This window comes from Actinacidiphila oryziradicis (genome assembly GCF_005047355.1).
GTDB classification, from domain to species: domain Bacteria; phylum Actinomycetota; class Actinomycetes; order Streptomycetales; family Streptomycetaceae; genus Actinacidiphila; species Actinacidiphila oryziradicis.
In genome coordinates this window covers 1-17,211 of the sequence record NZ_SUMC01000136.1, presented here as the reverse complement: position 1 = coordinate 17,211, position 17,211 = coordinate 1, and the positions used below count along the sequence as shown (strand labels likewise).

Annotated in this window: 12 protein-coding genes and 1 pseudogene; 3 read left to right on the top strand and 10 right to left on the bottom strand. The window is 70.2% G+C overall.

The features are described 5' to 3' along the window. Positions 1-187 precede the first annotated feature (187 nt). The 10 genes from FCI23_RS49020 to FCI23_RS48975 all read right to left on the bottom strand — a co-directional run bounded on the left by FCI23_RS49020 (position 188) and on the right by FCI23_RS48975 (position 12,952). A complete protein-coding gene (locus FCI23_RS49020; RefSeq protein WP_136730473.1) occupies positions 188-1,195 on the bottom strand; it encodes a sugar phosphate isomerase/epimerase family protein in 1,008 nt (335 codons plus the stop codon). Positions 1,196-1,263: 68 nt separating this feature from the next. After that, the gene (locus FCI23_RS49015) at positions 1,264-2,655 is read right to left on the bottom strand and encodes an alkaline phosphatase family protein (protein ID WP_246144782.1); all 1,392 of its coding nucleotides are present in this window, start codon (positions 2,653-2,655) and stop codon (positions 1,264-1,266) included. Between the two features lie 56 nt (positions 2,656-2,711). Then, entirely contained in the window at positions 2,712-3,917 is a 1,206-nt protein-coding gene (gene eboE, locus FCI23_RS49010) for a metabolite traffic protein EboE (RefSeq protein ID WP_136730471.1), read from the bottom strand. After that, entirely contained in the window at positions 3,917-4,768 is an 852-nt protein-coding gene (locus FCI23_RS49005) for a TatD family hydrolase (RefSeq protein ID WP_136730470.1), read from the bottom strand. The genes eboE and FCI23_RS49005 overlap by 1 nt, the downstream gene beginning before the upstream one ends. Beyond that, positions 4,768-6,414 carry an EboA domain-containing protein gene (locus tag FCI23_RS63440; protein ID WP_211265817.1) on the bottom strand — a complete coding sequence of 549 codons (1,647 nt, stop codon included), beginning with the start codon at positions 6,412-6,414 and terminating at the stop codon, positions 4,768-4,770. The genes FCI23_RS49005 and FCI23_RS63440 overlap by 1 nt, the downstream gene beginning before the upstream one ends. Then, complete coding sequence (locus FCI23_RS48995) at positions 6,411-7,325, bottom strand: SCO3242 family prenyltransferase (protein WP_211265816.1); 915 nt, start codon at positions 7,323-7,325, stop codon at positions 6,411-6,413. The genes FCI23_RS63440 and FCI23_RS48995 overlap by 4 nt, the downstream gene beginning before the upstream one ends. Continuing rightward, entirely contained in the window at positions 7,268-8,428 is a 1,161-nt protein-coding gene (locus FCI23_RS48990; protein WP_136730468.1) for an inositol-3-phosphate synthase, read from the bottom strand. The genes FCI23_RS48995 and FCI23_RS48990 overlap by 58 nt, the downstream gene beginning before the upstream one ends. Before the next feature lie 132 nt (positions 8,429-8,560). Then, on the bottom strand, positions 8,561-9,298 hold the full coding sequence (locus FCI23_RS48985) for a hypothetical protein (RefSeq protein ID WP_136730467.1): 738 nt from the start codon (positions 9,296-9,298) through the stop codon (positions 8,561-8,563). A gap of 120 nt (positions 9,299-9,418) precedes the next feature. Beyond that, positions 9,419-11,890 carry a PQQ-dependent sugar dehydrogenase gene (locus FCI23_RS48980; RefSeq protein ID WP_246144780.1) on the bottom strand — a complete coding sequence of 824 codons (2,472 nt, stop codon included), beginning with the start codon at positions 11,888-11,890 and terminating at the stop codon, positions 9,419-9,421. 258 nt (positions 11,891-12,148) lie between these two features. Then, on the bottom strand, positions 12,149-12,952 hold the full coding sequence (locus tag FCI23_RS48975; RefSeq protein ID WP_136730465.1) for a ThuA domain-containing protein: 804 nt from the start codon (positions 12,950-12,952) through the stop codon (positions 12,149-12,151). A gap of 1,331 nt (positions 12,953-14,283) precedes the next feature. Here FCI23_RS48975 and FCI23_RS61525 point away from each other — a divergent pair. From FCI23_RS61525 to FCI23_RS48960, 3 genes and pseudogenes are all read left to right on the top strand, one after another. Then, on the top strand, positions 14,284-14,544 hold the full coding sequence (locus tag FCI23_RS61525) for a hypothetical protein (protein WP_246144783.1): 261 nt from the start codon (positions 14,284-14,286) through the stop codon (positions 14,542-14,544). 170 nt (positions 14,545-14,714) lie between these two features. Continuing rightward, on the top strand, positions 14,715-15,881 hold the full coding sequence (locus FCI23_RS48965; protein ID WP_136730464.1) for an ROK family protein: 1,167 nt from the start codon (positions 14,715-14,717) through the stop codon (positions 15,879-15,881). Positions 15,882-16,212: 331 nt separating this feature from the next. Beyond that, positions 16,213-17,211 (top strand): annotated as a pseudogene (locus tag FCI23_RS48960) (zinc ribbon domain-containing protein); the annotation flags it as partial.

The window sequence follows — 17,211 nt, the reverse complement described above, 5'->3', positions numbered from 1 at the left end:
CCGATCACCGAACCGGACCGACTCGACCACCTCGACATCCGCAGACGTGATCGACTCGGCGGCATCCTGCACGAGTATCAACATGCCGCTTGAACTGCGTGGATGCAGTTATCGGCACCCACAGGGCTGCGAGTCGTTCCAGTTGGGGTCTGCCGAACCAGTTGGGGGTGCCGCGTTTGCCGACGTCTCACTCTCCGGCGTTGGTGAAGGCGGCGTCGAACGACCTGGCCGGCGGCTCGAAGGCGAGGCCACGCAGGTACGCCAGCGATTCGGGGGCGCCCTGCAGGCGGTCCATGCCCGCGTCCTCCCATTCCACCGATACAGGTCCGTCGTACCGGATCGCATTGAGCATGCGGAACACGTCCTCCCAGGGCACGTCGCCGTGGCCGACGGAGACGAAGTCCCATCCGCGGTGAGGGTCACCCCAGGGCAGGTGAGAGCCCAGGCGACCGTTGCGGCCGTCGAGGCGCTTACGCGCCTCCTTGCAGTCGACGTGGTAGATCCGGTCCTGGAAGGTGTCCAGGAACGCCACTGGGTCGAGGTCCTGCCAGACAAAGTGGCTGGGGTCGAAGTTGAGTCCGAATGCCGGGCGGTTGCCGACGGCGTCCAGGGCTCGCCGGGCCGTCCAGAAGTCGTAGGCGATCTCGCTGGGGTGCACTTCCAGGGCGAAGCGCACGCCCATGTCGTCGAAGACGTCCAGTACCGGGTTCCAGCGCTCCGCGAAGTCGGAGAAACCGCGTTCGACCATAATGGGGGGTACCGGCGGGAACATCGCGACGGTGTGCCAGATGGAGGACCCGGTGAAGCCGACCACCGTGTGCACACCGAACGCGGCGGCGGCACGCGCTGTGTCCGCCATTTCGGCCGCGGCCCTGCGCCGGACGCCTTCGGGTTCGCCGTCGCCCCAGATGCGGGCCGGAAGGATGGCGCGGTGTCGCTCGTCGATGGGGTGGTCGCAGACCGCCTGGCCGACGAGGTGGTTGGAGACGGCCCAGCAGCGTAGGCCGTATTTCTCCAGCAGGGCGTGTCGCCCCTCAAGGTACCCGTCCTCCTTTTTGGCCCGCTCGACCTCGAAGTGGTCGCCCCAGCAGGCGAGCTCCAGACCGTCGAAGCCCCAGTCACGGGCGAGTGCGCAGACTTCCTCCAAGGGCAGGTCGGCCCACTGCCCGGTGAACAGGGTGAAGGGTGGAGTCATGGCGGTTCTCCTCTTCGTACGGATCTGACAGGCCGGGCGGTCCATGGGGGCGCGCCCTGGCAGAGGCATCATGCGGTCCGGGGCCGGTCGGCTTGGAGCCCTGCTGAACGCGAGGCCGTGCGACCGCGGGAAGGGGCTGTGGCGAGTCCTGCGAGCTCCAGCAGCAGCCCCTTGACCTCGGTGGCGGCGATGTTCTGACGCCGTGCGGAGACATCCGAGCACAGCAGAACGGGGCCGTCCTCGGCGGCACTTGGCAGGCGGCCGTGCGAGCCGCGCACCGCCTGAGCCCCCTCCTGCAGACCCACGACGTCCATCAGGTACCGCAGACCCACCTTCTTGCGTGCCAGGGCAAATGCCGCCCGGCGTTTAGCGGCGCCGGGCGCCGCCGGATCCAGGAACAGCTCTGCCGGGTCGTAGCCGGGTTTGCGGTGAATGTCGACCAGCCGGGCGAAATCCGGTGCTCGGGCGTCGTCCAGCCAGTAGTAGTACGTGAACCACGCGTCCGGCGCGGCGACCAGTACCAGGTCGCCTGCCCGCGGGTGGTCCAGACCGCATGCGGCCTTCTCCTGCTCATCGAGCACCTGGTCGATGCCCGGGAGGGCCTCGCACAGTCGCCGCACTGTGGGCAGGTCGGCAGGATCGGCCACGTACACGTGGGCTACTTGATGGTCGGCAACTGCGAACGCGCGGGAGGTCCAAGGGTCCAGGTACTCCATGCCGGCCTGGGTGTGCACCCGCAGCAGGCCCTGTGCGCGCAGCCTCCGGTTGACGTCCACGGGGTGGTCCACCTGGGTGATGCCGTACTCCGACAGGGCGACCACGGTGGCGCCCCGCGCCTGCGCGGCATCCAGCAGTGGGGCGAGCACAGCGTCGAGCTCGCGGGCAGCGTCGGCGGCCCGGGGATGGGACGGGCCGTACCGCTGAAGGTCGTAGTCCAGGTGGGGGACGTAGACCAGCGTGAGGTCGGGGCTGTGGTCGGTCATCACCTGCTGGGCCGCCCGGCAGATCCACCGGGAGGAGGCGATCCCCGCCCCCGGGCCCCAGTAGCTGAACAGGGGGAAGGTGCCGAGCCGCTCGGTGAGGCGGTCGTGCAGCGCGGGGGGGTCCGTGTAGCAGTCGGGGTCCTTGCGCCCGTCGGCGTGGTACACGGGCCGCGGGGTGACCGTCCAGTCGACGTCTGCGCCCATCGCATACCACCAGCACACGTTGGCGACCGTGTATCCGGGCCGTGCCCGGCGGGCGGCCTCCCAGAGCTTCTCGCCGCCGACCAGGGCGTTGTGCTGGCGCCAGAACATCACCTCGCCGAGGTCGTGGAAGTACCAGCCGTTGCCGACCACCCCATGCCCGGAGGGGAGTTCGCCGGTGAGGAACGTGGACTGCACCGAGCAGGTGACCGCGGGCAGCACGGTACCCAGCGGGGCCTGGAAGCCCCGCTCGCCGAGCGAGCGGAGTCGCGGCATGTGCTCAAGCAGTCTGGGCGTCAGCCCGACCACGTCCAGTACCACCAGGGGGGCGTTCACGCCGTCACCTCCGTGGTGGGCGTGTGCCGGGGGACTGGGACCGCGCCCCGAACCTGCAGCTCGTTCCGGGCGAAGGCCAGCTCGGCGGCGATGCCCTCGGCGAGAGCGGCCTCGGTGCGGGGGCGCCTCGCTGGTGGTAGCACCCCCCAGGTGTAGGTCTCCACCTCGAAGTGGTCGCACGGCGCGTCCGGACCACCGATCAGCAAGTCCAGTGCCGACCGCAGTACAGGCACGGTCGCCGCGAGCGGCGGCTCCGGGTCCGCGTGCAGCGGCACGTGGTAGTGCACCCGCCAGGGCCCGGGAAGATCCCGGCTCAGGGCCTCGTCCAGATCGTCCGCGGCATGTGACGCGTCCGCAGGGTCGTCCGCGTCGGCGCACCCGGGCCTGCGCACCTGGTGCAGGAACCGCGGTTCCGCGTAGGGCGTGAGCATCTCCCGGGCCGCGACCGGGTCCGCGACCTCAAGCGCGGCCGACAGTTGCACCTTCACCACTGGTAGTCCGGCCGCCTGCAGCCGCTCCAGCGCGCGGGCCGGCTCCTCCCACGCGCAGGCCAGGTGCGCCAGATCCAGGCACACCCCCAGCCGTCCCGCGCCGGCGTCGGCGAGTAGATCGGCCGCCTGGGCGGTGGTCTCCACCGCGCATCCGGGCTCCGGCTCGAACCCCACCCGGACAGTCCGTCCGGTGCGCGACTCAATCTCGGCGAGACCTGCCGCCAGCTGTTCCAACGCCTGGCTGCAAGCGGACCGTCGGGCGCCGTCCCAGGGCGTTCGCCAGGCGAGCGGCAGGGTGGAGATTGAGCCGTACGCGGCGTCGTCGGGCATCAGCTCGGCCAGGATATGGGCGAGGGAGAGGGTGTAGGCGAGGCGCTCCGGCTCGGCCCAGTCGGGGCGGTAGACCGCGTGCTTGACCCGGGGCGCGTGGAACGACCGGTAGGGAAAGCCGTTGAGCGTCACCACCTCCAGGCCGCGGGAGTCCAGCTCGCCACGCAGCCGGTGCCGCGCCGCACGGTCCCCGGCCAGGGCGGCGGTGACCGGCGCCGCGAGCCAGAGCCCCACGCCGAGCAGGTCGGTGTCCAGGTGGCGGCGGACGGCAGCCGCGTACCGGTCCAGCTGACCGACGATGCCGTCGAGATCCTCGGCGGGATGCACATTGGTGCAGTAGCCGAGATGGAGGGTACGCCCCAGCGCGTTCTGCAGCCGCATCAGATGCCTCCCCGCCGCACGGAGTTGCCTGCGAAGTCGGTGCCCGGCTCGGCGATGCCGTCGAGCGCCAGCCGACCGGACTGTGCGAAGAACGCGACCGGGTTGTGCCAGAGCACCTGGTCGATGTCGGCTTCGCTGAATCCTGCGGCGAGCATGGCCTGTCCGGTGGCGAGGGTGAGCAGCGGGTCCGAATGTCCCCAGTCTGCAGCTGAGTTGACCAGCATCCGCTCGGTGCCGTACCGGCGCAGCAGAGCGACCGTGCGCTCCGGCGTCATCTTGGTGTCGGGGTAGACGGAGAAGCCCACCCAGCAGCCCGCGTCCACCACCAGCTCCACCGTCACCTCATTGAGGTGGTCCACCAGGACCCGGCCAGGGTCTATGCCGGACTCGGCGACCACGGCCAGGGTGCGGCGGGTCCCGCCGGCCTTGTCCCGGTGCGGGGTGTGCACCAGCGCGGGCAGGCCGTGCGCCATGGCGAGAGCGAGCTGTGCGGCGAAGGCCTCGTCCTCCTCCCGGGTCATCGAGTCGTAGCCGATCTCGCCTACTGCGACCACGCCGTCCTTTTCCAGATAGCGGGGGAGGATGTCCAGGACCCCGCGGCAGCGGGGGTCGTTGGCCTCCTTGGGGTTGAGAGCCAGCGTGCAGTGGTGGCGGATTCCGTAGAGCGAGGCGCGGTAGGGCTCCCAGCCCAGCAGGGCGTCGAAGTAGTCGGTGAACGAGCCGACGTTGGTGCGTGGCTGGCCCAGCCAGAAGGCGGGTTCCACCACGGCTTGCACCCCGGCGGCGGACATCCGCCGGTAGTCGTCGGTGGTGCGCGAGGTCATGTGGATGTGCGGGTCGAAGATGCGCATCAGGCTCCGCCTTCCTTGGTGCCGTGGCCCTGCAGGAGGGCCACGGCGTCGGCTGGGACGTCTCGCCCGGCGGCACGCCGCTCTAGCGCGTATTCCTGGAGCAGGTCCATGAGTTGCGTGTCGGCTCGCTCCCGCAGGGCGTGGACGGCGTCCAGCGGCACGCCCGTGAAGACGCACTTGAGGACCGCTTGCCGCCACATGGCGGCGTCCAGCCGTCGGGCGTACGGTCCGCCGACGGCGGCGGCGAGCAGTCGCGGGTCGTTGGTCCGGATGGCGTCGTGCAGCAGGGGTACGGCGCGGTCGCCGAGGGGAAGCAGCGGGAGTGCCCGCAGGACCGCCCGCTTCTCGGCGGCGTCTCCGTACGTGTAGGCCTCCTCCACGTGCGTGATCAGTGTCTCTTCCGGCAGTTGCAGTGCGCTCAGCAGGATGGTGCGCGCGGCCTCGTCCGCCGTCCAGCCGGGTGCGGCCGCCAGTTGCTGCCGCCCGCAGTGGCGGGCAGTAGCGGCGAAGAGTCCAGCGAGGGCTTCCGGTCGTTCTCGAACGGTGTCCGTGGCCTCGTCCAGCCACGGCTCGCATGGCAGGCCCGCGAAGGCGGCCCGCAGATCGAGGGCGTGCTGCCCGGCGTCCGGCTTGGGCCAGGCATTCTCGATGGGTGCGGTCATGTTTTCTCCTCCGGTCGCGCTCTGGTGTGCCGATCGCGGCCCATGTGGGGGGTTCTGCTCGTCCGCCGCGCGCAGGAAGGCAAGGGAGGCGGCGGCCACTGTCGGCGCGGCATGCGAGTGGCGGGGCAACTCGACCGCGACGAGTCCCCGGTATCCCCCGTCCGAGAGTGCCCGCAGGACCGGGGGGAAGTGGATCTCACCCGAGCCGAACTCCAGGTGCTCGTGGACGCCGCGCCGCATGTCGTCGATCTGCACGTTCACCAGGTAGGGGGCCGCGGCTGCTACGCATTGCGGCACCGGATCGGGTTCCAGGCACTGGCAGTGGCCGATGTCGAGGGTCAGCCCGAAGCACTCGGGTCCCCCCAGCAGGCCGCGGAGCGCGTGCCAGTGCTCCACTGTCTCCACCAGCATTCCCGGTTCCGGCTCGAAGCCGAGGCGCACGCCGGCTCGGTCGGCGGCGTCGACCACCACGGCGCAGCCGGTGACGAGCCTGCTCCAGGCGGTGCCCGGGTCGACGGTCGGCGGGCGGGAGCCCGCCCAGAACGAGACGGCCTGCGCCCCTAGGTCCGCGCCGACGGCGACTGCGCGGCGCAGGTACTCCAGCCGCAGCGACGGGTCGTCGTCGAGCAGGGTGGGAGCGTGCTTGCGGCGGTGGTCCAGCAGGTACCGTGCTCCCGTCTCCACCACGACGCCCAGGCTGAGGCTCCGCAGCCGGTCGGCGATCTGGGCGGTGCGTCGGGCGAGGCCGGGGGCGAACGGGTCCAGGTGGTGGTGGTCGAGGGTCAGGGCTACGCCGTCGTAGCCGAGTTCCGCGATCAGTTCCAGGGCGTCGTCCAGGCGGTGGTTGGTGAAGCCGTTGGTCCCGTAGCCGAATCTCAGGCGGGCCGACCCGGGGACGGACACCGCGTCGGGAACCGCGGGGGCACGGCGGTGGGCGTCGGCAGCCTGTGCGTTGTGGGGGAGCGTGGCATGGGTGCGGGTCACGTCGGGGACACCTTCCGGCCCAGGATCCGGCCGGCCACGGCGCCCGCGGCTACCGCGAGCGCCGTCCCCCGGTGTCCTCTCCTGGCGATCAGGGCGCCTTGGAGGGCCGGAAGCGCAGTGATACCGGCCGCTACTGCCCCGCGGACGCGCGCGGCGGTGGGCGCGTTCACGGCCCGGGCCTGCGCCCCGCCGTAGTCGGCGGCGTACCAGCAGGCCAGGGCGACGGAGGCGGCGGCAGGAGCGCTGCCACGGCCCGCCGACCCGGCGAGTGCACCGGCCACCACTGCGGTGGCCGCAAGCGTGGATGCGGGCAGTGTTTTGGGCGCGCCGCGCACCTCGCCGCGGGAGAGCGCGGTGACGGTCCAGGTGTGGGCCGCGACGGTCAGTGCCTCCGGAAGGGCTCGGCGGTACGGGCCGGGGCTGGCCCCCAACAGCACGTCCAGTCCGCGGCAGGCGGCCATCACCGCCGGGCCGGCCGGGCCGCCCTTGGCCCGCAGGTCGTACGTCCACACCGCGCCGGCCAGCGCGGTTGCGACGACGAGGGCCCGGCGCCCGCCCGCGAGCCCCGCCACGCACACTCCCGCGGCGGTGAGCCCCGCGGAGAGGGCCAGGGCGGCGTCAGGGGAGACTCTGCCGCTGGGGATCGGGCGCTCGGGGCGCTCCTGGGCGTCCAGATTTCGGTCCGCCCAGTCGTTGGCCGCCATACCTGCCCAGTACAGGGCCGTTGAGGCGAGGGCCAGGCCGGCGCTGCGGGGGCTTAGCACCCCGGCAGCGGCGGCGCCCGCCAGGGCATCACCTGGTACGGAGAGCGCGGCGGGGGCGCGGATCAGCTCCGCGAGGTCGCGTGGCCCGGTCACCGGGCTTCCTCCGCCTCGCGCAGTCGGTCGGCCAGGGACTCTAGGGCGTGCCATTGGGCCGCCAGCCCGTGGGGTACCTCTCCTCGGGGATCGAGCGGGTCCTTGAAGAAGAAGGCCAGTTCGGGCAGGGGTCCGCGTAGGCCGCTGCGATGTGCGGCGGCGGTGATCCGGGCGAGGTCCAGGACGAGGGGGGCGGCCAGCGCGGAGTCGCAGCCGTGCCAGGTGAACTCCATCCGCATCTTGGTGCCGAGGAAGCCGGAGAAGGTCACCAGATCCCAGGCGGCTTTGAAGTCGCCCAGGTCCTCGACGTACTCGATGCGGCAGTCGCCCTCTGGGCGGTAGCCGAGGGTCTCGCTGAGTACCCGCTGCTTGCTCGCGGCCTTGGCCGCGTTGGTGGCGGGGTCGGCGAGGTTGGCACCGTCGCCGCCGCCCAGCAGGTTGACCCCTGACCAGCTGCGGACTGTCAGGTTGCGCATGGCGAACATGGGCGCCAGTACCGACTTGAGCAGGGTCTCTCCGGTCTTGCCGTCATGGCCCGCGTAGGGAAGGCCCTGATACTCCGCCAGCTGGGTCAGGGCGGGCAGCCGGGTGCCTGTGGAGGGTGTGAAGTCCACGTACGGGCAGCCTGCGGACAGTGCGGCGTAGGCGTACAGCGCGCTGGGCGGCAGCACCGGCTCGGCACTGCGCAGGGCTGCGCGCAGCGCGTCGAGATCGGCGTGCGCCGGGTGGGGTACGGCGGCCGGCTCTGTGCTGGCCACATTGACCACGATCGTGCGGTCGAGACCATGGCGCCTGGCGAAGTCCGCGAGATCGGCCTGGATCGCCGCTGCCGCTGCTGCCTGGTCGGACGCCTGCGGGGCAGGGCGCACCTCGCTGTCCACGGTCGTAAGTTCGGCCCCCAACGCCGCCACCAGCCGGGCGGGGACCACGCCGGCGTCGGCCAGCGCCTCGGCCTTCTTCAGCAGAGGCAGCGCGGCGGTGTCGTGGCCTCCTACGACCAGGTCGTCCCAGCCGGGCAGGCCGGTCCCGGCGAAGGCCGGCAGCTCGGTGACGCACCCGGCGGGCGCCGTCAGCCCGGCGCGCAGCGCCAGCATGCCGAGGACGGAGGTGACCGCGACGGAGCCGCGGGCGCCGATGAGCCAGAGACCTGTTGGCATGAGGCCCTCCTGTTGCGAGTTCATTTGGCTGCGCCGGCGGGGTTATGGGTCGCGGACGGCGCCGGCGGTGCTGGTCGGTGCGCTTCGTTCGATAGCCGCGTTTTTTGACGAGTGCGGCGAAACTTGGCGGTGTCATTGGGCGCTGCTGCCCTCGGGGGAGTCGTCCGGAGTCAGCACGCCCGTGCGCCCGTTAGCGGACAGGTAGACGTGCTGATGGCCGTAGCCGGCGCCGATGTTGATCACATCGAGCTCGGTGGCGGCGGTCTCCCAGATGCTCACGCCGGTATCGCGCTCCGCCCCCGCTCGCTGCACCAGTTGGGCCTTGACCTGCGTAGGTGCGGCCACGGCGACCGCGTATGTGGCGACGGCACCGTCCAGGGCCTGGACGGCGTCGCTGAACCCGGCCCGGGACACGTTGTAGCCTGTGTCGCCGGACGGTGGGTGGGCGAACGCGGCCACCGCTGAGCGAGTCAGGCGCTGCCAGCGCGCGACCGCGTCCGCACTGGCGCCCCGGGGCCGTTGGCCGGAGGCCAGGGGCATGGCCCGGTCCATCTCGCTCAGCATGGTCTCGAGCTTCGTGGACAGGCCGCGCGTTTGGTCGGTGAGCGCCTTGACCTGCTGCTTGTTGCGTGCGGCATCGGCGGCGGCGATGCGTGCGGCCTCGCGGTGAACGGCGCTGTCCTTGGACGGCAGATGGATGGTGAACGCGGCCACCGTGACGAGGGCCCCGATGCCCAGCGCAGCACCGTGGGTCAGCAGGGCGCGGGGGACGGCGCGCCGACGGGTGGCCGCACCGTCAGGGGCGTTGGGCCTGCTGCCGGCCGGGTGCTTGTTGGAGCCGGTCGGCTGCGAGGTCGTGGTGATCGGCATGCGGGTCGGCTTCCTTCCTGTTTCGTACAGTTCGGTGTGGCGTGGGGCCGCAGTGTGTCCTCCCTGCCCGCCGAGCCGTCGGTGACGGCTCGGCGGGCAGGGAGGATCTTGGGTCTGCGGTTAACTGAGCGTGAAGGAGTCCAGGCTGAAGAGATCACCGCTGCCGCCGGTGAAGACGAAGTACAGCCGGTGTGTGCCGCCCGGATCGGTCACTGGTGCGGTCACCGTGGTGTAGCCACCGGAGGTGTTGCCGACCGCGGCGGAACCGAGCAATGGGCCGTTCGGCGTGTCTGCGTGCACCTCGATCGTGCCGCCCGGGCCGGCGGATGCCGCCCTGAAGCCGATCTTGGTCACGCCTTGCAGGTTGTAGGGATCGAACTCGATCCAGTCGCCGTTGTTGATCGAGGTGACCGCTCGCGCACCTTCGGCGTTGGAGTCGGAGCTGATCTGGACGCCTGACTGCGTCTGGTAGAACTCGGCCTGCTTGACCTTGGGCTGCAGGACGATCTGCGTGGCGCCGGTGAGGTCCGGCACGCCCGCCGTTGGCGAGGTGTCGGTGTAGCTGGCGGTGAAGATGCCGTAGAAGTTGTCCGCGTCGGTGTGCCCGGCGGTGGTCATGGTGAAGGTTCCACTGCAGCCGGTCGCCTGGGCCAGGTTGTGGGAGTGCTGGTCGTGGCCGAGGGAGTAGCCGACCTGCACCTTCGAGCAGTCGACCGGAGTACCGTCCGGATCGGTCACGTTGACCTGCCAGTTCAGCTGGTCCCCGTCCTTGAAGGTCAGCCCGTTGGGTGGGGTGCTGAACTGTACGACCGGCGCGGTGTTGCCGACCGTGACCAGGACGGCGGAGACGCCCGTCCTGCCGCTCGGGTCAGTCACGGTGAGCCGGGCGTGGTACTGGCCGTTGGCGGTGTAGGTGTAGGCCGGGTTGGGGCTGGTGGAGTCGACGGTGCCGTCACCGTTGAAGTCCCACGCGTAGGTGAGCTGGTCGTTCTCGGGGTCGGTGGAACCGGAGCCGTTGAACTGGACGGTCAAGGGGCCCTTGCCCGAGGTGACGTCCGTGGTGATGTTGGCGGTCGGCGCCTTGTCGCCGGGCGCGTACTCGATCTTGTAGAGTCCGGCGTCCAGAGAGCCGCCGAACCAGGCGCTGCCGTAGTCCAGTACGTACAGGGATCCGTCCGGCCCGAACTCGGTGTCGATCGGCTCGACGAGGTGCGCCCAGTCGCTTCCGGTGGTCAACGTGTTGATCGCCTGGATGCTGCCCTTCGCGTCGGACTGGATCGGCTTGATCCAGTGCTTGCTGAACTCATAGGCGAAGAACTGGCCGTCGTAGCTCTGAGGGAACTTGACCTGCGAGTTCAGCTTCGGGTCGTAGTGGTACACCGGACCGGCCATGGGCGCCCCCTGCCCGCCGAGCTGCGGGAAGGCCGGGTTGCCGGCGTAGTGGTTCCAGATCCAGGCCGGTTGCGCCGGCGGCAGGTTCACCAGGCCGGTGTTGTTGGGCGAGTTGTTCACCGGGTGAGCGCAGTCGAAGGGCTGCCCGGACTGACCCGTGGCGAAGTCGTACTGCATGTAGGGCGTGTTGTTGCCGATGCAGTACGGCCAGCCGAAGTTGCCGGGTTTGGTGATCCGGTTGTACTCGATGGTGTTCTCCGGACCGCGCAGCGGATTGGCGGTGCCGGCGTCCGGTCCGTAGTCGGCCAGGTAGATCACGCCGGTCTGCTTGTCGATGCTGAACCGGAACGGGTTGCGGAAGCCCATCGCGTAGATCTCGGGACGGGTCTTGGCGGTGCCCTTCGGGAACAGGTTCCCGGACGGGACGCTGTACGTGCCGTCGCGCTTCACCTTGATCCGCAGCAGTTTGCCGCGCAGGTCGTTGGTGTTGGCTGCGGCGCGTTGCTCGTCGTAGGCGGGGTTGCGGCCCGGTCGCGAGTCGATGGGGCTGTAGCCGTCGGAGGCGAACGGGTTGGTGTCGCCTCCTGTGGCCAGCAGCAGGTTGCCTTGGGCGTCGAAGTGCATGTCGCCCGCGACGTGGCAGCACTGGCCGCGGTCAGTGGGGCCGACCTGCATGACCTTCTGCTCGCTCGACAGGTCGAACTGGCCGTTGACGAATGTGAACCTGGAGAGCTGGTTGTAGCCCTTGTAGGGGGCGAAGTCGGCGGCCGTACCCGAGTCCGGGGCGTTGGTGGTGGGGGTGTTCAGCTTCGGTGCGTAGTAGGCGTAGACCCAGTGGTTGTGCGCGAAGTCCGGGTCGAGGGCGAGGGTCTGCAGGCCGTCCTCGTCGTGGGTGTAGACCGGCAGTTTCGCCACGACGTTCGTGAGGCCGTCGAGGGTCGTGTAGTAGATGGTGCCGTCACGGGAGTCGTGCAGCACGCTGCCATCGGGCAGCACGGCGAGCCCCATGGGCTCGCCGACCTGGTCGGGTCCCTTGGCCAGGGTCACCTGCTGGAAGTCGGCCGTGGCCGCCGCGGATGCGCCGGCGGCCGGTGCGGCCTGTTTCTGTGTCTGGGCGGCAGCGGGTCCCGCTACCGCGATGCCCACGCCGAGCAGGGTACTCAGTGCGGCCGTGAGTAGCCGGGTCAATGGCTTTGCCACGTGCAATCAACCTCTCTCAGGACGGTTCGCCGGATGACTGGCCGGTTGGGCACGTCTGGCGTGAAAGGCCTCAGGGCCCGGGCGCCTGTGTCGTGCTGTGCTGACGGCTTGCCTCAGTGGGGCCCTGACGGCAGGTCGGCGTCGGCCCCGCCCCGGACTCGGGCACCGGACAGGGCCCGAGCGGGGAGGCCGGGGCGACAGAGCTCGGGTGCGTGCCTGGCAACGGTCTGGCTGGCAGCCAGCAGAGTGTCGTACGGGTCAGCCGGCGGCCGGATGGTTCGGCCCGCACGGGAAGGCGGCTGCGCCGGCCGCCATCTTGATGCCGCCGAGCAGTTGCTTCAGGAAGAGCGGCTCTGTGTAGCTGGCGATGGTGTGGCCCATGCCGGTGTACCAGGCGCGGCCGCCGTCGTACCGCTGGCACCAGGTGATGGGATGGTCCCCCATGGCGTCGGGGCCCACGTTGTACGAGGACTCGTCCATCGCGGCGAGCACCCGCACGCCGGCCGCCCGCGGATTCGTCCGGTAGTTGTACCACTCGTCGAAGCGGTTCCACTGCCGCGGCAGGCCCTTTTCGGACGGTGCCTGCTGGGTCACGTCGACCGTCGCGTTCTGCTGTGCTGGGTGGCTCTTGAAGTAGGCGCCGACCAGGCCGCCGTACCACGCCCAGTCGTAGCCGGAGTCGGCGGCCGCGTGGATGCCCACATAGCCGCCGCCGCGCTCGATGTAGCGCTGGAACGCGGCCTTCTCCGCCGGCTGGTCCACGGGGTCACCTGTCGAGGACAGGAAGACGACCGCCCGGTATTTCTTGAGGTTGGCGTCCGTGAACTGGGTGGAGTCCTCTGTGGCGTCCACCGTGAAGTGGTGCTCCTGCCCCAACTGCTCGATGGCGGCGATACCCGCCGGTATCGAGTCGTGCCGGTAGCCGGTGGTCTTGGAGAAGACCAGCACTCTGAAGGTGTCGGACCGGTGGGTCACCTGGCCGGCCTGCGCGCTGGTGGCGGCCGCCAGCGGCACCGTCAATGCCAGCGTTGCCACCGAGATGGCGATGCGTTTGCTGAGCATGAATCAACCTCCGTTGTAGTTCTGGGATTCGGCCGGCCCGATTCGTGGGGTCATCGCACAGCTGGGTGTGTTCGCTGCCCGGACGAATGACAGGCGCGTGTGGCCCTTGGCCCGGCAAGCTCGCCCGTGCCCGGTCGGCGGCTCATGGCGACGGGCGGGAACCAGGTGGCAACTGGGGGTGATGAAGCGTCATGAGCGTTGCGCGGAAGACGGGGGCTGTCAAGGGACTATCGCTGACTTCGCGTGAATAACTCTCCGATCCGCCAGTAATTTTGATGGATCATAAAAAAGTTCGGGGGATTCCGTCCGAAGCTCTGGACAGTGCTACGTGCAGCTCCTACTGTTTCGGCGCGATGAGGCGTTTGCCTCGTCGGCAGAGGTGCTGCGGGATCCCGCCCCGGCGAAGGCCCGCACACCGTCTCTCCGGTTCGTGCGCCACCCCGGTCGCTGCTCTGAGTCGAGTGCGGCCGGTCCCCCCGTCGGCCCGCCCTCGCGACGGCCCCCGCCATTTGCGTGCTCAGGCGAGCACCTCATCCCTCCCGCAGAAGGCCACGCCGCGGCCGCACCACCGATCGTCTCTCGCGACGAAGGAGTGTTCATGGGTCAGGCGCACAGACACTCCAGCCGCAGGGGATTCCTACCGGCGGCCGCGGGCGCCACCGTCGCCGTCGGCGCGGTCTCCCTGGCAGGCGCGATGCCCGCAGCCGCAGCCGGTCCCGCCACGGAAGGCGAACCGAGCACACGATCCCGTCTGACCATCCCCAAGGACGCTATCGGTATCCAGCTCTACAGCGTCCGCGACAAGGTCGCACAGCTCGGCTTCCGCCTCGTCTTCGAAGAACTCTCGCGGATGGGCTATCAGGAGGTCGAGTTCGCCGGGTACACCCAGGACACCTCCATCCTCGGCCGTCAGATAACCACTCGGGAGATCCGGCAGCTGCTCAACGACAACGGCCTACGTGCCATCGGCAGCCACGTCGGCATCGGCAACCTCCGAAACGGCCTTCAGCAAGAGCTGGACAACGCCCAGATACTCGGCATGCCACACATCGGCACCCCCAACGCGCCCTCCGACACCAGCACCGTCGCCGCCTACCGTGCCGCCGCGGACGAGTTCAACGCCTGGGGCGAGGCCGCCCACGCACGCGGCCTGAAGCTCTATCAACACAACCACTACGCCGAGTTCGCCTTCGCCGCCGACCAGCCTGAGGTGCGCCTGTACGACGTGTTTCTCAACGGCACCGACCCCCGCTACGTCTTCCTGGAGATGGACGTCTACTGGGCGTTACGTCGGCCAGTACCGCTGGCCGGGTTTCGACCCCGCCGCCTACGTGCGCCGAAACCCTTACCGCTACCCCCTGTTCCACATGAAGGACGGCGAGACGGACCCGGCCAACGCCAACGGCTACGACATCGTCGAGTTCGGCGCCGGCGACCTGCCCTACCAGCGCTACGTCCACGCGATCGGGTCTCGCGGCAGCCACCGCGGCATCTGGGAGCAGGACACAGCCCCCGGCACACAGCCCGACCCTCCCGGTTCCCTCGGTGCGGCGCAGCGCAGCTACTCCGCGCTCGCGGACCTGCTTTCCTGATCTCGGTCACTGCGCCCCGACCCCCTGCCCTGCAGGGCACACCACGACATGGTTCTGCTGACCCGCGAGACAACTTTTGATCCTTTGAGTGAAACCTGTGGACAAGGTCGGTCCTGAATCCTTAACGTCCCGTCACACAACCGTCTCAATGCTCCATAGAAGGTGAGCACATGAGCGTCCAGTACCGCCTGCTCCGCCTGCTGCGCGACCTGGGCCCGCAGTCCCGCGCCGAGCTGGCGGGCCGGCTCGAGGTGCCGCGCCCGCGGCTGCTGGCCGAGCTCGACCGTCTGGTGGAGGCGGGGCGGGTCCTGGAGGCAGGGCCGGCCGCTTCCCGCGGCGGGCGCCGCTCCACCCTCGTCGAACTGCATCCGGGCGTGCGCCTCGCCGCCGTGGACCTGGGCGCAAGTTCCGTCGACATCGAAATCACAGACGGGCGTCTGGAGCCGGTGGCTTCGTATGCCGAGCCCTGCGACATCCGCTCCGGCCCGAACAACGTCCTGGCCCGGGTCACCGAGATCCTGGGCAAGATGCGCGGCCAAGGCCACTTCACGCAACTGGACGCCATCGGCATCGGCCTCCCCGGTCCGGTGAGCTTCCGTGACGGCGTCCCGGTGTCGCCCCCGATCATGCCCGGATGGGACCGCTACCCGGTCCGCGACGTGCTGGCCCGCGAGCACGGCTGCCCCGTCGTGGTCGACAACGACGTCAACGTAATGGCCCTGGGCGAGCAGCACAGCGGTGTCGCCCACACCGTCGACAACCTGCTGTTCGTCAAGATCGGCAGCGGCATCGGCTGCGGCGTGCAGGTCCACGGACAGATCTACCGCGGCGCCGAGGGATGCGCGGGGGACATCGGCCACATCCAGGTAGAGCCCGACGGCCCCGTCTGCTCGTGCGGCAACGTCGGCTGCTTGGAGGCATTCTTCGGCGGTGTTGCGCTGGCCCGCGACGCCATGTCAGCCGCCTCCTCCGGGCAGTCACCGATGCTCGCCGAACGCTTCGCCGCAGCGGGCGCAGTCACCGCCCGCGACGTCGCCGACGGTGCGGCCGCAGGCGACGTCGTCTGCATCAACCTCATCCGGGCCGGAGGACGGCGGGTCGGCCAGGTCCTCGCCGGGCTGGTGAGCTTCATGAACCCCTCGATGATCGTCATAGGCGGGGGCCTCGCCGGTCTCGGGCACATCCTGCTCGCCGAGATCCGCAGCGTCGTCTACCAGCGATCGACGCCCCTGGCCACCGGCAACCTGCCGATCGTGATGTCCGAACTCGGCCCACGCGCCGGGGTGGCCGGTGCCGCCGTACTGGCCAGCGAACTCGCCTACCGAGGACCCTCATGACCGACTCCGCGGACACACCCGTCGACCGCCCCCGCTGCTCAGGGTCTTCAACTGTTGGGTGTTTGGCTTGAGTGGGCTGGTTGATGGTACTTCGTGTCGTCGGTGCGGATCCTCAGGATCTGCCACTGCTTCCATCCTGGTCAGTTGCGGTTTCCGTCTCCTTTGAGAGGTGCGGGTGTTCCCCGTCTCGTCCTCGTCGGATGCCGACGGTCGTGGTCTTCCCGCACTTTCCCCGGCCTTCCCGCACCCTCGGGGTGCGGGAAGGCCGTGTCCTTGTGTGATGGTCAGTGGTTAGGCCGATCGGAGTGCCGGGATGCGGCTGCTTTCGAAGATGACCGGACACGTGGGGGAAGGCGGGGTGGTGGGCATGGCCAAGCTGATGGCGACGGCCACGTGTACCGCCTTCTCCGGTGTACTGGAGGGTACGGGCGAGCGGGTCGGCCGACGAGCCCTGCTGGAACGGGTGGGTTTTCTGGCCCAGTTGAGCCGGGAGCTGACCGGCGTTCTGGTGGCCGCACGGTGGGATGAGGGTTCCCTGGACGTGCTGGCCGCCGGGGTGGACGAGCGGGGCCAAGGCCTGCCGTCCAAGGGGTGGATGGCGATGCGTCGCCTGAACTGGCCGCAGCATGTCACGGCCCCGGCGGGGGTGTATGTCCCGGACCGGGTGCGCCGGGGTGCCGAGGAGTACGCCGCGCGCACCCTGCGTCTGGCCCTGCACCGCCGCGGCATCGTGGCCGCCGTCCTGGCCACCTGGCCCGATGATCCCCCGCGGCGCACCGAGGGCGAGTGGGCGGCACTGCGGGCTGCAGTGCCCGCCGGGGTGAGCGGTGCGGAGATCCGCAGCCGCACCCGGCAGATCCGCCAGTTCGTGGCCGGGCACGGGCACCTGCCCGCCGGGCTGTGTGCCCTGGAGGGCCCGCCGCAGGTGGCCGGGCAGGTGTTGCTGGCGGCGATGGACCGCCAGCAGGTCACCCTTCAGCGGGTGGATGCGGCCACCGCCCGGTTGCGGGTCAAGCTCCCCCTGCGGGCGGCCCCGGCCACGGGCCGGGACTGGGCCTGGCACGTGATCGACATCCGGCTGCCCGGCACCATCACACCGGACGCGGTACTGCACACCCCGACCCTGCGCCCCACCCCGGCCGGGAGGATCGCCGTCGACCTGCCGCACTCCCGGCCCGTCCCGGCCACCAAGGCGAGCGGGCACAGTGTGGCACTCGGCTTCGACTGGGGCGTCAACACCCTGCTCACCGGAACCCTGGGCCGCCTGACCGGCCAGGGCCCGGCCAAGCCGGTGGTCACCGACGGACGCCCCCTGGTCTTCGACGCCACC